Below are 16438 nucleotides of genomic sequence, written 5' to 3'. Positions count from 1 at the left end.
ATCAGACAATGCGCGGGGACGCCCACCTTTATGTCCGCTCAGCAAACCACAGAGGCCTTTGTCGTTCCAGGCGTGCACCCAGTTGTACACCGACTTGTCGCTCACATCGAGTTCGACCGCGATCTCATGAACCCGCCGGCCGCGGCCAAGCTCCAGCAGACCTAGTCCACGGGTTCGAAAGTCTTCATGTGGATGTTTGAGCGACAGCTGTTGCAGGGTCTTCTTCTCCGGCTCGGTCAGTTCAACGGCACATTTCATCGGCAGGCAGGTCATCAGAGTCGCATTGCCTGTCAGACCCCATATTTTGAAATTCGTTTACTCGTCACACTTAACCTATTTTCGTACCCTTGCTGCATGGATGGGCAAGCATCAACTCGTCGGGACAGTAGATGACTATATCGAGCGTCCCGAAGGCTATCGGCGCTTTTACGTGGCACAACAGGATAAGTCGTGGGAAGCGGCGAACGTGAACGTCGACGATGTGATCGCGCGTCTGACCGAGCGAGACCGCTGGGTGGCGATTCAGGTTGAGTTGCAGTCGGCGTTTGGCTTGCGTGCGCTGGAGAGCATGCTGTTGCGCCCGCTCCAGTGTTTGCGTCTTTCGGGGCATTTGCAAATTATTGATGGCACGAAAGGCGGTCGCCCGCGCGTTGTACCGATCGAGGAAGGATGGCAATACGACTTATTGATCCGGGCTGCTCGTTTGTCGAATCCGCGTACTGGCTCGATGATTCCTGAGCCATGGACTCTCAAAAAATGGTACCGCCATTTTTACGATGTGCTGCAAGGCCAAGGCGTTGCACGAAAGGTGTTGGGCGTGACGGTTCACGGCTTGCGCCACGCGTACCTCCAACGTATGTACGAAAAGGTGACCGGGGTGCCCGCGCCGATCAAGCGCCCTGACCACCGGCCAGATCCCGAGTTGCACCAATTGGCAATGGAGCGAATTGTGGCGGCTGCGGGTCACGGGCTAGCAACGAAGGCGAGCGCATACATCTCGTCATTCGCGGCGATCCGCAAAGCCGACACGCCTGTGGTGAATTACGCGCAGGTACTCGCAGCGCTCGAACATTCGAAAGGCAACAAATCGAACGCGGCAAAAGCGCTCGGCATCTCTCGTCAGTCGCTATACCGCGTGCTTGGAAAGCTCAACAACGCCGAAGCCGAAGCCAACGCCGAAGCCAACGCCGAAGCCAACGCCGAAGCCAACGCCGAAGTCAACGCCGAAGTCAACGCCGAAGTCAACGCCGAAACCGAAGCCGAAACCGAAGCCGAAGCCGAAGCCAACGCCGAAGCCAAGGTCGAAGCCGAAGCCGAAGCCGAAGCCGAAGCCGACGGCCCTGCAATCACCGCCGGCGAAAACGATGCTTAGCTGTTTGAGGGAAGGTACGACGCGTCGCGCAACGTCGCGCTACCCTCCACATTGCCGCTCAGCGGCGACTACTCTAGGTCGCTCGATTATTGCCTGACTGCCCGGATCTGTTGGCGTCGTTGCTTGACTTTGTCACCTTCTCAGTAGGCTGGTATTAATCCAACTGAACGAGGCGAACATTTTGATCCAAACAGCTGAAGACAAAATCGGGGACCCGGATTGCTCTCGGAGCGTACGCGAGACCGCACGTTTAAATGCGCCCTGCATTCGGACGGCCTTGGGCTCAGCAACGTCCTCGGTGTCGGGTACATTTCGACAAGCGCTCGACCGTCTGGGCATTGACGACTACGTCTTACGCGAGCGCGTAATCTTGATTCACGCACCGGGGACACGCTTTCCCACGACAAAGCTCGACGTCCTCGTTGTGAGCCCGTTCGGCGCGTTCGTCGTGATGGCAATGCAGCTTCGGGGACGTGTTGCACCGGGCCCTGACTCAGAAACTCTAAGCGTTTTCAACGAAGAACGCGAAGCGATGCTTCACACCTCGCCGCTCAGAAGACAAGCTGCCGCTGTTCGATGTCTGCGCTCGTCGCTCTTGCAGCACGCATGCCCGGTTGAAAATCTCGCTGTTGCGGCCGCTATCCCTTGCGCGCTGCATCCGCTTTTGCCTGAATCGATACTTGAGGCCGATGAGCTCTATCATTACCTCCGGCTGCGCACGATCCGGTTCTTTTCAAGTCGGCAGCGGCATGTGAGCGTGGCGCGTGTGGTCGATGCCATTGAAGGCCGCCTAGACTCTCGCCCCGAAGCGCTCGATGAACATTGTGCGAGAATGTTCGCCCCGCGGCCGCGTTAATCGAACAGTCAAGACGTAGTGGACCTCGTCGTCGCGCTCGATTAATTCATCCAAAGCGACAACCGGTCCGCCGAATTCGTGTTCTTCGTTGGCTGCACCAGCATCCAGCAACGCATTCAACACGCGAACGGCTTCTAGGTACTGCGCGCGCGAGGCGATTGGCCGCCGTGGAACTTCCGCGGTAAGCGCGCCGAAGTTCGCGACAAGTTCTTCGATATAGTTTGGCGAAAGGGCGAAAGGGCGAAAGGGCGAAAGGGCGAAAGGGCGAAAAACAAGGATGCCATCTGCCGTAATCATTGTGCGTGAAAATGATAGGCGGTGCTTTCTCCACCCTTGGAAGAAGCATGAAGGGCAGCACTCCCCTAGAACGGCATATCGTCCAAACGCGGCGTGGCCAATGAGCGTTTTGCGGACTTTAGCCAGCCCTTCAGCTGCTTGACGTCGTCGAATACGAGCAGGTCATGTTCAAGGGCGTGGAGGCTCTCCTGCAGCGAGAAGATATCAGCGGCAAGGTTGCGCATGACGGTGCCGGGTGACACCTCGACGAAGGGCGGAATTCCGTAGCTGTGCTTGAATCCGTTCTCGACATGCAGAATTTCGTGGTCGAGTTCGCCGAGCTGTTCCTTCAGAATCTTGTTGTAGTGTTTTAACCGGTCTTCGCCGATATTGTTGATGACGCTTTGGTCGATGTGTTCTAACTCCAACTGCAACTCGAGCAGTTGCAGCAGGCTATTTTTGCTATACGCCTGATTGGCCCTCTGCATCAAGGTGGTCTTGCGCTCACGTTCCTGCGGATCGGTCTCGCGGTCGGGATGCAAGGCGCTGGCCAGTTTTCGATAGACCTCGCGGATCGATAAGCTCAGTTCGGCCTGCTCAACTTGTTCTCGTGCCTCAGCTGCGAGTTGCCTCGGTGTCTTTTTCCGTTTGGCGCGGCGCGCTTCCCGAGCCTGGTTTTCGAGTGCATCTTGTGCCTGCAGCTTTTCCATTTGCGCATGGGCGCGCTGCAGTACATCCTCGGGAGAGCTCATATCAACGTCGTCGCCAAGCTCGACCCCTAGCATGGCTTCGAGCGCCGTTTTCATGTCGTCCAATTCGGCGGCGGCTTCACTGTCAAAGTCAGATTCGCTATACCGGTTGTAAATCGATTTAAGCTCCGGATCATCGCTCTGTGCGACCAACTCACCTGTCAGGTCGCTGATCAGGTCTGCGATCGTGCGTCGCTCGGATTTGGTCAGATCCTTCTGAGCGTACGCCTGGTCCAGGCGATGCACGAGCTTGGTTCGCAAGTCGATGGAAGTTTGCTCAAGGGGAGCGAACTCGCTTACGTATTTCCGATGGAAGGCAGGCATTGCAGCCTCCCAGGCACTCAGTCTGGCGCGTCGCTTTTCGATCTGCTTGATGAGCGTGTTGAACGCCTTTTGCCCTTTCGACAGATTAGACTGGTTATGGTCCGAAGCAATGCTGATGGACCTGAGATTTGTCCTGGTCATGGGATGATTTCCGCTGGTTGATGCGAGAGCGAGCATCCCACTATTTTAGTCGAGGTTGCGGATGCACCGCGCTGCGATAGCGCAGCATGCGCACGTTGCCGCTCGATGATCGATTGATGCCGGAGCTCGTGGAGAACGCGGTTTGGATCCCAGATCGGGGTGCGTCACGGGTGGATTGTAGCGGGCTGCCCACGTTTGGCGCATTTGCACGGCAGCAGGGTGCTGATGTCAGCGTCCGATGTCCGTTTTGAGATCTCGGTGAGCACATGCGTGCAGACACGTACACCCGGCAACGGCTGCACGGGCATCGGCGCGATCACCATCGGCGTGCGTGCGGCGTTGCGCTCGCAGTGGCGGCGCGCGGGTTGACGTTAATGGGCCTTGAAAATAAGTGATGTCTTGACTGCGAACAGAAGAGCGCTACGCTTACCTTAAGGTCAATGTTAAAAGGGACAAAGATGGAGAACGACGGTTACCGATATGTCGTAGGAGACTGGGAGTCGCTATGGCCGTGCGAGCCATATATGAAGCATCGCATCGTTTTGGATCGAACGTCGCGTACGGTTGTCGCCGCACAGGACCGACGACACAAGTGCTGGACGCCCATGACGGAAGCAGATCGCAAATACATGGAGCAAATCATCCTCGAAACCTACGGTTGGGTGTTCGACGACCCTACCGAATTTGGCCTGATGTCGACCAACGAGATCCCGGCATGGGCAAAGGCCGCATGGCCCTGGCCTCGTGAGCAAGATCCCGTCGCGGCAGAAGACATTGTCGAAAGTGTTGTTGAGTTGATGCTGGTTGGTCGTGGTCGCCGCGAGAGATTGCGCTTGGTCAAAGTCCTTCGAGTGCGATCTAGCGATGACGCAAACAGCGAACACGACGTTGCCGGTTTTGAGGGCGATGACGGGCAGAGAGCGCCTTGATCCCAAGGTCGCCGTTTGTGGAAACTACGCAGTGAGTCGATGTGACCGCCACGAAATCGGCCAACGCAAGACTTAGGCCCCTGATGAGTCATGGGACGAGGGCGGATCTCTGACGAATATTGTCTTCAAACGTTTCAGGTAGCACGCGCTCGCCGCAGTTTCCCCGCGTCTAGTGTGCGCTCAAACAGATGGCGATTTCGCCCGATCCGCTCCAGCCAGCGTGAACTTCAACCAATCATTTTCCTACCCAACGTGCCTTGCTCAGCAAATGTGACAGCCCGAGATCCGTCGCGATCTTCCATACATGTTCGCGAGAGTATCGAACGCCGAAGCGACGTTCAATCGCCGTTCGAAGCCGTTCGTTGGTCCACCTATCGGCCGCAAATCCCTCCGCTTTCGGCGAGTGGCATAAGGCGGCTGCCACCCAGAACAATATTTCCGACGTCAACTCGCGTGTGCGTGATTCCAGCGAGGAGTCGCGTCTCGGTTTGAGACGGTCAGGAAAGCCCAAGTCGATGATGATCTGCCTGACGTACACACGGGAAAAGCTGAGCCCAAATTTCTTCTCAACTAAGGAGCGGAGGCGACCGTCGGTCCATTGATCCGAGTCGAAACCATATGCCACTGGCGAACCGCGCAGGGCTGATGCTATCCAATCCATTCCCGCCCCTCTGGGCTAAGCGCAGGTTTCCCACCTCCCACGGACATGCGCGCGAGTGGGTCAGTTTCCAGTGGAAATCAACAGCCATCAGCGACTGATACCGCTTCGCCGTTTGAGGTGAGATACCAAGCACACTGGCGACAGCGGAAGGGGACTTTCCCTCTAATCGCATTCGCCCGGCTTCCATTCGCAAGAGTACGCTCGGCAGCGTGTCCTTCGACATACTCATCGCATCACAGACAAGTTGAGTTTTAGTAATGCTGGCACAGAAACCGTTGCCACACACGAAGCGATGGGTTACCAAGGCAGGACTATTTCGGCGCTGAGATTACAAAATGTTGTCAACGTGTTGAATGGTCGAAAAAAAACTGCTATACGCCGGGCCCGTAAGAGCCGACGGCCAGCGCATCGCTGCACCGTTGCCAGATTTGTCCAACGAGCGCGCTTTGATAGTTCAGCGTCAACTCATTGGTGAATAGCGTGAGGACATCCGTTTGCCGCAATGTGCGAGAAGCGCTCAGTTGCTCGCAGGACAGCTTTAGCGCCATTTGTCCGAGCATTAGTCGGTCAAGCCAACTCGCCGACATCATGTTCCTAGCCAACCAGATGCGTGCTGATTCAACGACGTGCTCGACCCGCCACGTTTTCGTCAAAGCGTGTGATGCGAGCGCACTCGCCACTAAATAGCAAAGTAGGTGGGTTCGCGCCGCTGGGCTAATCGACTGTCTTGGGCGTGGCATGTTTGCTGATTTACACTCCGACGAAGGTGACGCGATATGGTGAACGTATGTTATCGGCACCCGCTCCCGCGGTCGACGACGACGTGCGCAACAATGCCGATCAAAACCTGAATTTATCAGTCGCATCCCCGACACTGGGTTCAGCGGGCTTCATATAAGAATGTTGCGGCTGCCTTGGCCCGAAGATCGAAAAGACAGGCAAGGTCATGAGCGGGCGCTTGCAGCAATATCCGATCCGACGATAACTTGCCGGAGTCGCGGTCAATTGGCGTCACGCGCGAGGGGACCACTCTCCAGGGAAGAATCGACCTTCCAGTGTCCGGATTTAAGCACCAACGAACGGCCATCGATCGCCCGGTTGTGGCCGCGTGCTGTCTCATGCAATCGGCATGCACGGTTTCAACCGCGCCAGGCTTCGATCGGCAGCACACGGTAGAGTCGAGATGTAGCGCGGTAGCAGTAGGTTCGGTTTGTCTGTTGCCGCCCCTTTCGTCTGGCGGTGCCCGAGTAACCTCGCCCTAACCCCGTTTCTACACCCCGCTCATCGAACCGGACATGCAGATCTCCCGCATCCGGCTCTCGGACAGGACATCACGCCTTCGTACATGGCAGGTTCACAACCAGGGACAAGTCAGACGCACGAGACCGAAGTGCCCGTAGAGGTGCTGGGATGGATAAGTCCCGCCCCTGCGACGTCGAACCTTGTACTTGTTGCGTAACCACCGACGCAACCGCGTAGCGGTGTAGCTGTCGAGCGCCCGATACGCGCGTCTGTCCGAGCCTACCTTGAAGTAGTTCGCCCAGCCGCGCAGCGTGCGGTTCAACCTGCCCACCAGCTCCGTGGTCTCTTGCCACACCGTCTTGAGGGCAGTCATCGCATGAATCTTTTCGACCATGCGTCGAATACTCTTCTTCGATGGACGCATGCCCATACGGGCCTGGCCAGTCGTTGCAGAGTACAGCCGCCCAAACGTGTAACCCAGGAAATCGAATTCGCCCTCCGGCACCTTGCAGATTTGTGTCTTCTCCTCGTTGACCGTCAGCTTCAGTTTGCCCATGATCTCGCGCAGTCGCGACAACGCTTCTTCCGCTTTGCCTCGCTTGCACAAGATCACAAGATCGTCCGCGTAGGTCACGATTCGACTGCCAAGACTTCGCTGAAGTCCGAGCTTCTTCCATGCCAGCACAAACCGGCGCATGTAAATATTCGCCAGCAGTGGTGAGATGGGTGAACCTTGCGGAATGCCGCGCCTGCTGTCCTTGGCCTCGGTCGTACGTGTCTTCCGGCCTTGGTTGTCGGTTTCTTCAACGGAGCACTCCAACCACATCTTGATCAGATGCAGCACGCGCCGATCAACGATGGGTCGCGCGAGCGACAACATCAAATCGGCGTGGGGAATGCTTCCGAAGTAGTCCGCCAGGTCGGCGTCAACAACGTCCGTTTGCCCTCTATGCAGCCGCTCCTCCACCTCGATCACCGCTTGCTGGGCATTGCGCCCCGGGCGGTAAGCGTACTGCTCTGGCGGGAGGTCCGCTTCGAAGATCGGTTCGAGCACCAGCATCGCTGCTGTCATGCACACCCGATCTCGCAAGGTCGAGATGCCCAGTGGCCTCAGCTTGCCATTGGCCTTCGGAATAAACACTCGTCTGATCGGGTCCGGCCGGTAACTCTCCTGCCTGAGCGCAAGCGCCAGTTCGCCGAGCCACTTCTGCACCCCGTACGCCTCGATCTCCGCGAAGTCTTGCCGATCGACACCCGGCGCGCCCTTGTTCGAGCGACACTGGGCGTACGCATGCGCCAGCACATCCTCACAATAGATCTTGTCGTACAGCGCGTAGAAGCGATACCCGGCTTCTGCCTTCGCTTTCGCGTGTAACGCCATCTGCAGCTTCTGAACACGAATCGGAGTTGATAGGTTGCCCAATCTCCACGTCCTCACTACGTATTGCGTCTGTCTTGAACTGAGGCCCCTTCCCTCCACCAGCATTACCCGGCTTCAGCGGTACTACGGGCCTCTCCGTCATCCCAAGGCGCCCGGCCTGTCCCTCGCGGGCGTCCGGTTGGTCATCCCTGACCACGCCAAGGGACTTCCCGTGTTGCGTACGCTTTCCTTGTGTACATGCTGTCGCCACTACCCCGGCGCAGCGACTGGACGTCCAGCCTGCTCATTCGCCCAGTCGTATCAGCCTTCCCCGATAGGGTTGTCGGGTCGGCCTGCGCATCGACCTTTTCGAGGTTTGCTCGGCGTTCACTCGCGTTACGGCCTGCACACTCGCGCTGTCACCAATTTGTGACACGCATAACCGAAGGCTTCAGCCACTTCGTTGCCTCCATAGCTGCTCCGGTTGCTTCCGGCTGGAGCGGTTGCCGGGCGGGACTCACACCCGCTGGAAAGCGCCACCTTTTCACGGCGCACACCCAAATCGGCCTTTCGTGCCGCCGCGACGTGCATGGCGAATTTCAGGGAACAACGGTCGTTCAACTATAAGCGCACGTCAGCGCGTCGTTGCCAATGAGGACGTTCGGATAAAGCCAAGCGTCACGGCTAGCAAAGCGTTTCGGCGCTGTCAGTTTTTGCTATTGCCCACATTCAAGCAGCTGGCAAAGCGAGCGGAAGGCTGTAGCGCTGAACGTTCCCTGTGAACACGGCTGTGTAGTGAAAACTTGACACCCTTGAATGCCTCGGAGCGAAGCGACAACACTGAACGGCTCGCTGGAGAGGGCGTCGCGGACGCGCTCACGCGGTTGACGCTTAAAAGCGTTCGCTGCGGCGGCATGGTCGCGCCGCGCTAAGAGTGTTCGCTAGCCCACATAACGTTCCTCCCGTCTGGCAAAAAGTGCTTGCGATGCCAAATCATCTTGCGGTGTTTCAAGTGCGCGCGGATGATGCGGATTAAGAAGCATGTGTGACGGATGTTTATGAAGCGCAACCATTCTTCTGACGTGTCTGGCATTGACGCATCGAGATTGCCGTCCGCCACGCCGACAATATGAGAGAAGGGCGTCATGAACGAGCTTCCGATTCGACGGGCTCTCGCCGCGTTGGGCATGCCCGCAGGCGCGGGCTTCGAGGCGATGAATCGCGTCTCCCAGCCAGACCAGCAAGCCGATTCGATGTTCGAGCGCGCGCGCGGATCATTGCCGGCGCTGCGTTCGGATGCATCGGAGATTGAGCGTGCCCGCCACGCGCTCGCGCGATCGCTGCTGGACGAAGGCGGGCGCGCATTGAAGGAAGTGGCAGCACGTGGCATCAACGCTTCGCTTTCGGACAGCGCGACCGCAGGGCTGGAAGCCATCGTGCGCCTGACGGGGCGTCCGTCCCTGCTCATCGTTGGCGGCAAGGTGGCGGGCGCGAGCGACGAGTGGGAAGAGCCGCTCGATATTTTCGAAGGGATGATCGAAGAGGTCATCCCCAAGGTCGGCAGGCTGCGTGTGCCCGAATTTGCAGATGAACCCTATCTCGGCACGGCGTTCATGGTTGCGCCGTGTCTTGCGATGACCAACTTCCACGTCGCCATTCATTTCGCAGAGCAAAACGGGGCGAACTGGAAAATCGGAACAGGCCTGAGCGCGCTGGTCGATTTTCTCGCTGAGAACGGGCATCCCGGCGTGCCGTCCGGCCAGCACGAATTCCGCGTGACGGGAATCGAGTATCTGCATCCCGATCCGAGAGTCGATCTCGCGGTGTTGCGCATGGAGTCCGCGAACGAATTGGGCAAACTCTTGCCTGCGCCGCTGCCGCTCAGCACGAATAAAGCGAGCATTCACGCTCGCGAGCGCGTGTACGTGATCGGCTATCCCAGCGCGGACGATCGCGTCGATGCATCGATCATCGATCGTGTGTTCGGGCGACAACTCGGCGTCAAGCGTTTCGCGCCTGGAGAAATAATGGCCGCTTCAGCGAACGGCGTCCAGTTCACACACGATTGCTCGACCTTGCGCGGTAACTCCGGCTCTTGCGTGATCGGCTTCAACACCGGCAGCGTCTACGGATTGCATCGCGCGGGAACGGCGAGCGTCGAAAACCGGGCATTGAGCCTCGCCGCCGTGCTGAACGATGCAAGGCTCATTGCATTGGGAATTGGAGGTTGACCATGCTGACGGAGGCCGAAATCAACGATCTGATCGTGAGGTTGCTGCAGGACTCGAACTCGGCGACCTTCGCGACGATGCTCGATGGGCGGCTGCACAAATCGCCAGCCAAATACACCAGCTCTCCGAACTTCGATGTGCAATTGCGGGCCACCTTCATCGGCGTGCAGGAAGAGGGCGCCATGCTAGACCTTCTGATGGCGATTGCGTCCTTGCCCGGCGAGGCCCGTCCGTCACGTATATCGGCGGTGTCTATGCTCTACAAGTATCAGGGCGGCGGCGGGTTGCAGCGTCTCCTGGCCTACTCGGAGCGCTACGAGGCGCAATGGGCCTGGGAGATGAACACGTTCATCACGGGTCACGTGTGCATGGTGGAGATCGACGGAAATCCAGAGGGCACTGGCGTGCTCGTCGGTCCGGATCAGGTGCTCACAGCCCACCATGTCGTCGAATCGCAGTTGGTACAGGCGGCCTCGGGCGCGCCCGGGACATGCACGGCGGCCGCCGGCAGCGCCGGCAGAGTCAAATGCCGCTTCGACTTCGCCGTTCGTCGCGGGCTCGGCGGAAGAAAACAACTGTTCCACGGCAACTACGTGTCGGTGGCCGACGACTGGCTGGGTCCGCACAGTCCACCTCATTCCGATGAACGAGCCGGCCGGGCGCCGCCCGATTCGCCGGAGTCACACACGCTGGATTATGCGTTGATCACCTTGGACGGTTCAGCCGGTACGCAAACGAACGGTCGAGGGACGGTGCGGGGCTGGTCCGCACTCGCGTCTCCGCCTAGGCCGCTTGAACCCTTCGGCTCGCTTCGCATCATTCAGCATCCATCCGGCGCGCCCGTGAAAAGCGCGGATGGCTTTGTGACCGCGATCGGGAAAAACGCGCGCTTGCGCTACTATGTCAGCGCGGCGAACGGCTCGTCGGGTGCACCGTGCTGGAACAAGGAGTTCGAGCTCGTCGCCATCCATAACCTCGGCGGGCTGATGGCGCCGGTCGGCATGGAGAATCAGGGCGTGCCGATCGACCTGATCATCGATCATATCCGAACGCATTTCGCCGCCTACGCGATTCCGGCTCCCTATCGGGACACCGCGCCCGATGACGCAATCGTCGTCGCAAATGGCACGCCCATCACCGAGACCTTCGTCGGCTCCGACAAACCGATATGGTGCATCAGCAAAGACTATCCGGTGCTGGACCGGGCGCCATTCCAGGCGACGATCCGGCAGATGTGCGCGCCGGGCGGCGAGCAGATTTTGCGCGTGAACGGTTCGCGCTACAGTGGCCGTTCGTTTTCCGAGAAGATTGCGAAGCGGCTGCTGGAGAGGCTGGGCCATACGGTACATAGTCTGTCGGCCGTCGCTGTTGCCGGAATGAAGCCGGAGCGATTCGTCAATGACCTGTGCCTCTCGGTCGGTCTCGACCCCGTGAAGGCGCCGGAAGGCGTGGAGTTTTCCACGCGCCCCAATGTCGTTCAGCGTCACCTCCTTACCGATCTGCTCAAGCACATCAAGCAGGTGTATTCGAATAACGGCGCCGCGCCGAGGCTCTTGTGGATCATCGTCGATGCACTCGATCAGGCCACGCTCGTGGCCGAGACCCTGGAGTTGCTGATCGCGCTCGTGCAGCGCGTCGGTGAAGCGCCGGGCTTGCGAGTCGTCCTGATCGGCTATGAACCCGACCTGCCGCCTGAGGTGGATGCGCTTCTCGCCGAGGAATTCGTGCCGCCGGTCAGTCAGAGCGACGTCGTCAGCTATCTACGATATGTATGTGAGCAAGCTGAGCGCTCGATGCCCGAGGCGAAGTCGCTCGAACTCGCGGAGATGATATTCACCCAGGCGCCTGAGGAGCCCGCGCAACGACTGCGAATGATTGCGCAAAACGTGCAGAAGATCGCCCGCAAACTGCAAGGCGTCGCGGCCGTAACCGACCAGAAAGGAGCCTAACGATCATGTCCGACGCTCCCCAACCGGGCGAACCGCGCCCGCTCTCGGACGACGAAATCAACGATCTGTTCGATACCGTTGAGCTGCGGCGCGAAGCGAATGCGCCGCCTCCTAACGCCCCGCCCGCGTACGATCTGGTCACGCAACTCTTCGAGCGCGCCTCAGTTCTCGGCACGTTCACGCCCGCGCAGCTCACGCAAGGCATCGTCAAAGGTGACGAGACAGGCGCCGCGCTAGACGAAGTGCTGGGCGACTCGGTGATCGTGCCGCAGGAGGACGGGCGGCACTGGTTGTTGAGTCCGCCGCGCCGCTTGCGCACGTTGCTAAAGATGGGCAAACGCGCCCTCAACACCCTCGATGAAGTCGCGCGCGAGGTTACGGACCCGCTCGGCCGAGCCATGTCAGCTCTCATCCGAGAGGAGGCGGCGCCCGCGTCCACCATGTCGATCGAAGACCTGCGTTCGTTCTCGGCGGCCGGCGAATGGCTGCGCGACTGGTCGGCGCTGGCGCGCGACAGGCTCGATCAATGGCGCGGCGAGCTGCAGCGCCGTGAGCTGCTCGAACCGCTCAGGAGCATCGCGGAGGATTTCGTGGGCCGGGAAAAGGATGTGACGAAGCTGCGCAGTTTCGTCGGTATCGCGCCGCCGGAGACCCGCTTCGAAGGATGGAGCCGATGGGCCCGTGGCCTTCTCGAATCGCGCAAGCCGCCACTGATGATTCACGGCATCGGCGGAATCGGCAAATCGACGCTCATGGCGCAGTTCATCCTGACGCATGCTGCGGTCGCCAGCGAGCGCGGTTTTCCGTTCGCCTACCTGGACTTCGATCGCGCGGCGCTCGATCCGAGCAATCCGGCATCGCTGCTGAGCGAGGTGCTGGAGCAGGTGTCCTCACAGTTTCCGCCCATGGCAGCGGGGCGCAGGGCGTGGACACGGCAGCTGCAGAGTGAGCGGCGGCGCAATCGCGTGGAGCAACTGAGCCGTTCGAGCGCGAGTTCGATGGTCGACTACGCTACCGACAGCGCCGGCAGCGAAAGCGTTGCCCGGCTCTTCGCCTCGTGGATGCACGACGCCGGGCTGAGCGACCGCCCGTTCCTCCTCGTGCTCGACACCTTCGAGGAAGTGCAGATCCGTGGCGCGGCGGCGGTGGACAGTGTGTTCGACTGGATCGAGGCGATGTCGGTGTTGCCGCAACTGCGTGTGGTGATCGCCGGGCGCGCGCCGGTGGAAGGCCACGCCATCACGGATCATCCGCTTGGCAATTTCGACCGTCCGGCGGCGCTCGCGTTCTTACGCAGTGCGGGCGTCGAGGCGGACCTGCGCAAGACCATCTTCGACATCGTCGGCGGCAATCCGCTTTCCTTGCGGCTGTCGGTGCAACTGGTTCGGCAAAACGCATTCGAGACGGTCAGGGCCGAAGACCTAAAGAGCTGGTTCGGCCGCAAAGACGGCACGTATATCCAGGGCTATCTCTACACGCGGCTGCTGCATCACATCAACGATTCGCGCATCGAGAAGCTCGCGCATCCCGGGCTCGTGCTCCGGCGCATCACACCGGAGATCATCGGCCAGGTGCTGCTGCCCATGCTCGTGCAGGCGGGCGTCGAAGAGCTTCGAGGACAGGCTCCGGACGACCTGTATCGCGCGCTGAAGGCTGAGGTGTCGCTGGTGGCTGAAGAAGACGGCGCGCTCGTGCATCGCAAGGATGTGCGCGTCGTGATGTTGCAACTGCAGCGCCAGGACGACCCGAACATGTTTGAGGCGCTGAATCGGGTCGCCGCGGACTACTATGGGTCGCACGATCCTGCGTCCCGCGTGTCGCGGCGCGAGCGCGCGTATCACCTGCTTATGCTCGATGAATTCCCGCCCGCGCAAGTGCTGTCGCGGCTCGATCACGGCGATCTGCTCTCGCTCGCTTCGGCACTGGACGAGTTGCCCGAGCAACCGCGCAACATCGTGCGTGCGGCGCTGGGACAAAGCCTCACATCCGGCCAGCAGGCGCTGTTGCCGGACTCGATCTGGCAAACCTATGCCTACCGGCGCGGCCTGGCGCTTCTGGCGGCGGGCTCGCCGTACACCGCGATGGAACTGTTCCAGAAGCGGCTCGGTCTCGTCATGGACGGACCCGCGCGCTTCCCGCTGGCTCTGGCGTTGTTCAATCTGCTGGATTGGCGCGAGTCCGAAGAAATGCTCACGGAACATTCCCAGCCGGTGCGGTGGCGTGCGATTCCCGAGCTCGATCAACACGAGCTGGATGAGCTGAATATTCGTCCGTTTATCGAGGCGGGCTTTCTGGCGTGGTATCGCGACGATCTGCAGAGGGCGGCCGCGTATTTCGGGCAGGCGCGCGCGCGCGCGGACCGTCCCGATGCGCTCTTTTTCAGGGTCGAAGCGATGCTGGGGCTGGCGATCGTCGAGCCGAAAGCCGGTCATCTTTCGCAATTGCACGAGACCCTGAGTCAGATCCACCCGGCGGAGTGGCGGCGCAACCTGCTCACGCTGCGGCGCGTGATTTTTCTTGGCGCAGCCCCGCGCTCGCTCATCCGCACCGCGGTATCACTGCTTGGCGTGCAGTTGCGCAGCACCAGAAACCTGTCGCGGCTCATCCATACGGACGGATCTCGCCTCACGCCCGCGACGCGGCAGGCAGCTAAAGCGGCCCTTGCTGGCGAACGCAGCGACGAGGTTTTCACCACGCTGGAGCGAAGTGCCGGCACGGAACTCGCCAAGCTAATCGCAACCGATCTGGAGCTCGATGTGACGCCGTATCTGCGCGGACGGTTCGCGCCGTGGAAGATTCCGCTGCGAGTCGCGCTGCTCGCGATGTATCCCAACGTGGATGATCTTCGCTCCGAATGTCTGCGCCGATCGTTTCTGCCCGAAGAGTTCCTGAGCCTGAAGGCGCGGTCCGCGCGCTCTCTGGCCGACGCCATCGTTGATCGCGCCGATCAGCACGGTGATCTCATGCGAATGGCCGAGCAGCTTCTTCTGCCTGAGGATAAACGTTCCCCCGACGGCGTCGATGCTCTGTTCCGGGCCATGCAGCGCTATGCGGCGCAGCTGCCCGATCCAATCGCCGGCAGGTACGCGTGAGCGGCGGCGTCACTGGCGAACGATGCAGGGCACGGCATCGTAAAACTTGAGGAAATTCGTCATGGAACTTGGCTCCAGGGTCGAACGGATCACACGCTTTCTCACGCAGATCTCGGAAGGCAACATCGAGAACGTGATGCCGCTGAGCGACCCGGACGCGGAAACGTTCGGGATCTTGCCGGAACTGATGCCGGATGAGGCGTCCAGCGCGAACGAAGGGCTGAACAAGATCAAGCTGGGCCGCAAGGGTCTCGTCACCTCGGACGAGGCCGACGGACTCGAAGCGATCATCATGTTGCGCGAGCGTCCCGTGTTCTTCCTCGACAAGGATCGGTATTCGACGCTGAAAAATCCTTGGACCGTGCTAAACGCGGAGGCGACGCGCGAACGGCTCGCAAAAGCGGCTCGCGCAATCGGGCGGATCGAGCTTCCGACGCAACTGATGTATCCTTTCGGCGGCACGGGCTTTCTCGTGGGTAATGGCCTATTGATGACGAACCGCCACGTCGCGCAGCTTTTTTCGCACGGCGTGGGAGTCGAAGGGCTGCTGTTCACGTCGGGCGACGCCGCCGTCGATTTCCAGCGCGAGCGCTACACCCCGCGGGACGACCACTCGAACTGGTTTGAGATCGAACGCGTCCTGATGGTTCATCCGTACTGGGATATGGCGCTACTGAGGGTGAAGGGACTACAGGGACGCGAGGCGTTGCGGCTGAGCGTGGACGAACCCTCGGTCGGTCAGAGCATCGTCACGATCGGCTATCCGGCGCGTGACGATCGCAACGATCTGGCGGAGCAGGATCGCATCTTCGAGCGCATCTACAACGCCAAGCGCTTTATGCCGGGCAGCATTCGTCCGCGTGCGCGTATCCAGAGCTTCGACCAGATGGTGGTCGCCGCGACGCACGATGCATCGACGCTCGGCGGTTGCTCCGGCTCGGCCGTGCTCGATCCCGATTCCGCCGAGGTCGTCGCATTGCATTTCGCGGGCGAGTATCTGATCCGAAACTACGGCGTCCCCGCGATGGAACTGGCGTGCAATTCTCCGGAACGCTACCCCCGCCGACGAACGAATGGGACGCAGCTTGGCGGCGCGTCGGCGCGACAGAGGGCCGGCGCGTGTCGCCGCCGGCTCGCGCCGCATCGGCGCAGGCTGCGCCCGCCACTTCGTCGTCCACCGTGTCGTCGTCCACCGCCGCGGATCCAGTCACCTGGGATGTGCCCTTGCGCGTGACGGTATCGATCGGGCCTCCCGC

12 protein-coding genes are annotated in these 16438 nt (G+C 60.2%); 7 read left to right on the top strand and 5 right to left on the bottom strand.

What is annotated here, in order from left to right; all coding sequences use genetic code 11:
* Positions 1-273 (bottom strand): helix-turn-helix domain-containing protein (locus BSU04_RS35420; protein WP_256983700.1); only part of this gene is annotated, 273 nt, incomplete at its 3' end.
* An 85-nt stretch (positions 274-358) separates the two neighbouring features.
* Between BSU04_RS35420 and BSU04_RS35415 the strand changes: the two genes are divergently transcribed.
* Positions 359-1372, top strand: coding sequence for an integrase domain-containing protein (locus tag BSU04_RS35415; protein WP_089164910.1), 1014 nt, complete (start codon positions 359-361; stop codon positions 1370-1372).
* Between the two features lie 790 nt (positions 1373-2162).
* Here the strand turns inward: BSU04_RS35415 and BSU04_RS35405 are convergent.
* Positions 2163-2525: a hypothetical protein gene (locus tag BSU04_RS35405; protein ID WP_089164908.1), complete on the bottom strand. Its 363-nt coding sequence runs from the start codon at positions 2523-2525 to the stop codon at positions 2163-2165.
* Positions 2526-2590: 65 nt separating this feature from the next.
* Complete coding sequence (locus tag BSU04_RS35400) at positions 2591-3718, bottom strand: molecular chaperone DnaJ (protein WP_089164907.1); 1128 nt, start codon at positions 3716-3718, stop codon at positions 2591-2593.
* Positions 3719-3943: 225 nt separating this feature from the next.
* Between BSU04_RS35400 and BSU04_RS46825 the strand changes: the two genes are divergently transcribed.
* Both BSU04_RS46825 and BSU04_RS35395 read left to right on the top strand, forming a co-directional pair.
* A complete protein-coding gene (locus BSU04_RS46825) occupies positions 3944-4087 on the top strand; it encodes a hypothetical protein (RefSeq protein WP_179258552.1) in 144 nt (47 codons plus the stop codon).
* 155 nt (positions 4088-4242) lie between these two features.
* Positions 4243-4647 (top strand): hypothetical protein, encoded by a 405-nt coding sequence (locus BSU04_RS35395; protein ID WP_089164906.1) that lies wholly within the window; start codon positions 4243-4245, stop codon positions 4645-4647.
* Between the two features lie 235 nt (positions 4648-4882).
* Here the strand turns inward: BSU04_RS35395 and BSU04_RS35390 are convergent, their stop codons facing one another.
* Both BSU04_RS35390 and ltrA read right to left on the bottom strand, forming a co-directional pair.
* Positions 4883-5308 carry a winged helix-turn-helix domain-containing protein gene (locus tag BSU04_RS35390; RefSeq protein WP_089164905.1) on the bottom strand — a complete coding sequence of 142 codons (426 nt, stop codon included), beginning with the start codon at positions 5306-5308 and terminating at the stop codon, positions 4883-4885.
* A gap of 1354 nt (positions 5309-6662) precedes the next feature.
* Positions 6663-8036: a group II intron reverse transcriptase/maturase gene (ltrA, locus tag BSU04_RS35380; RefSeq protein ID WP_089164903.1), complete on the bottom strand. Its 1374-nt coding sequence runs from the start codon at positions 8034-8036 to the stop codon at positions 6663-6665.
* Between the two features lie 1019 nt (positions 8037-9055).
* Between ltrA and BSU04_RS35365 the strand changes: the two genes are divergently transcribed.
* The 4 genes from BSU04_RS35365 to BSU04_RS35350 all read left to right on the top strand — a co-directional run bounded on the left by BSU04_RS35365 (position 9056) and on the right by BSU04_RS35350 (position 16416).
* Positions 9056-10141, top strand: a complete 1086-nt coding sequence (locus tag BSU04_RS35365) for a trypsin-like serine peptidase (protein ID WP_089164901.1) — start codon at positions 9056-9058, stop codon at positions 10139-10141.
* 2 nt (positions 10142-10143) lie between these two features.
* Positions 10144-12090, top strand: a complete 1947-nt coding sequence (locus BSU04_RS35360) for a trypsin-like serine peptidase (RefSeq protein ID WP_089164900.1) — start codon at positions 10144-10146, stop codon at positions 12088-12090.
* Positions 12091-12332: 242 nt separating this feature from the next.
* Positions 12333-15182 carry a hypothetical protein gene (locus BSU04_RS35355; protein ID WP_144021449.1) on the top strand — a complete coding sequence of 950 codons (2850 nt, stop codon included), beginning with the start codon at positions 12333-12335 and terminating at the stop codon, positions 15180-15182.
* A 61-nt stretch (positions 15183-15243) separates the two neighbouring features.
* On the top strand, positions 15244-16416 hold the full coding sequence (locus tag BSU04_RS35350) for a trypsin-like serine peptidase (protein ID WP_089164898.1): 1173 nt from the start codon (positions 15244-15246) through the stop codon (positions 16414-16416).
* Positions 16417-16438 lie beyond the last annotated feature (22 nt).

Origin of the sequence: Caballeronia sordidicola (assembly GCF_002220365.1) — a bacterium.
Classification (GTDB): domain Bacteria; phylum Pseudomonadota; class Gammaproteobacteria; order Burkholderiales; family Burkholderiaceae; genus Caballeronia; species Caballeronia sordidicola_C.
Note: the sequence above shows the minus strand (reverse complement) of the source record. Positions and strands in the feature narration are given on the sequence as shown.

Coding starts and splice junctions, on each gene's coding strand:
- BSU04_RS35415 (WP_089164910.1), top strand. CDS start 359: ATGGGCAAGCATCAACTCGTCGGGACAGTAGATGACTATATCGAGCGT.
- ltrA (WP_089164903.1), bottom strand. CDS start 8,036: ATGCTGGTGGAGGGAAGGGGCCTCAGTTCAAGACAGACGCAATACGTA.
- BSU04_RS35405 (WP_089164908.1), bottom strand. CDS start 2,525: ATGATTACGGCAGATGGCATCCTTGTTTTTCGCCCTTTCGCCCTTTCG.
- BSU04_RS35365 (WP_089164901.1), top strand. CDS start 9,056: ATGAACGAGCTTCCGATTCGACGGGCTCTCGCCGCGTTGGGCATGCCC.
- BSU04_RS35400 (WP_089164907.1), bottom strand. CDS start 3,718: ATGACCAGGACAAATCTCAGGTCCATCAGCATTGCTTCGGACCATAAC.
- BSU04_RS35360 (WP_089164900.1), top strand. CDS start 10,144: ATGCTGACGGAGGCCGAAATCAACGATCTGATCGTGAGGTTGCTGCAG.
- BSU04_RS35390 (WP_089164905.1), bottom strand. CDS start 5,308: ATGGATTGGATAGCATCAGCCCTGCGCGGTTCGCCAGTGGCATATGGT.
- BSU04_RS35350 (WP_089164898.1), top strand. CDS start 15,244: ATGGAACTTGGCTCCAGGGTCGAACGGATCACACGCTTTCTCACGCAG.
- BSU04_RS46825 (WP_179258552.1), top strand. CDS start 3,944: ATGTCAGCGTCCGATGTCCGTTTTGAGATCTCGGTGAGCACATGCGTG.
- BSU04_RS35395 (WP_089164906.1), top strand. CDS start 4,243: ATGAAGCATCGCATCGTTTTGGATCGAACGTCGCGTACGGTTGTCGCC.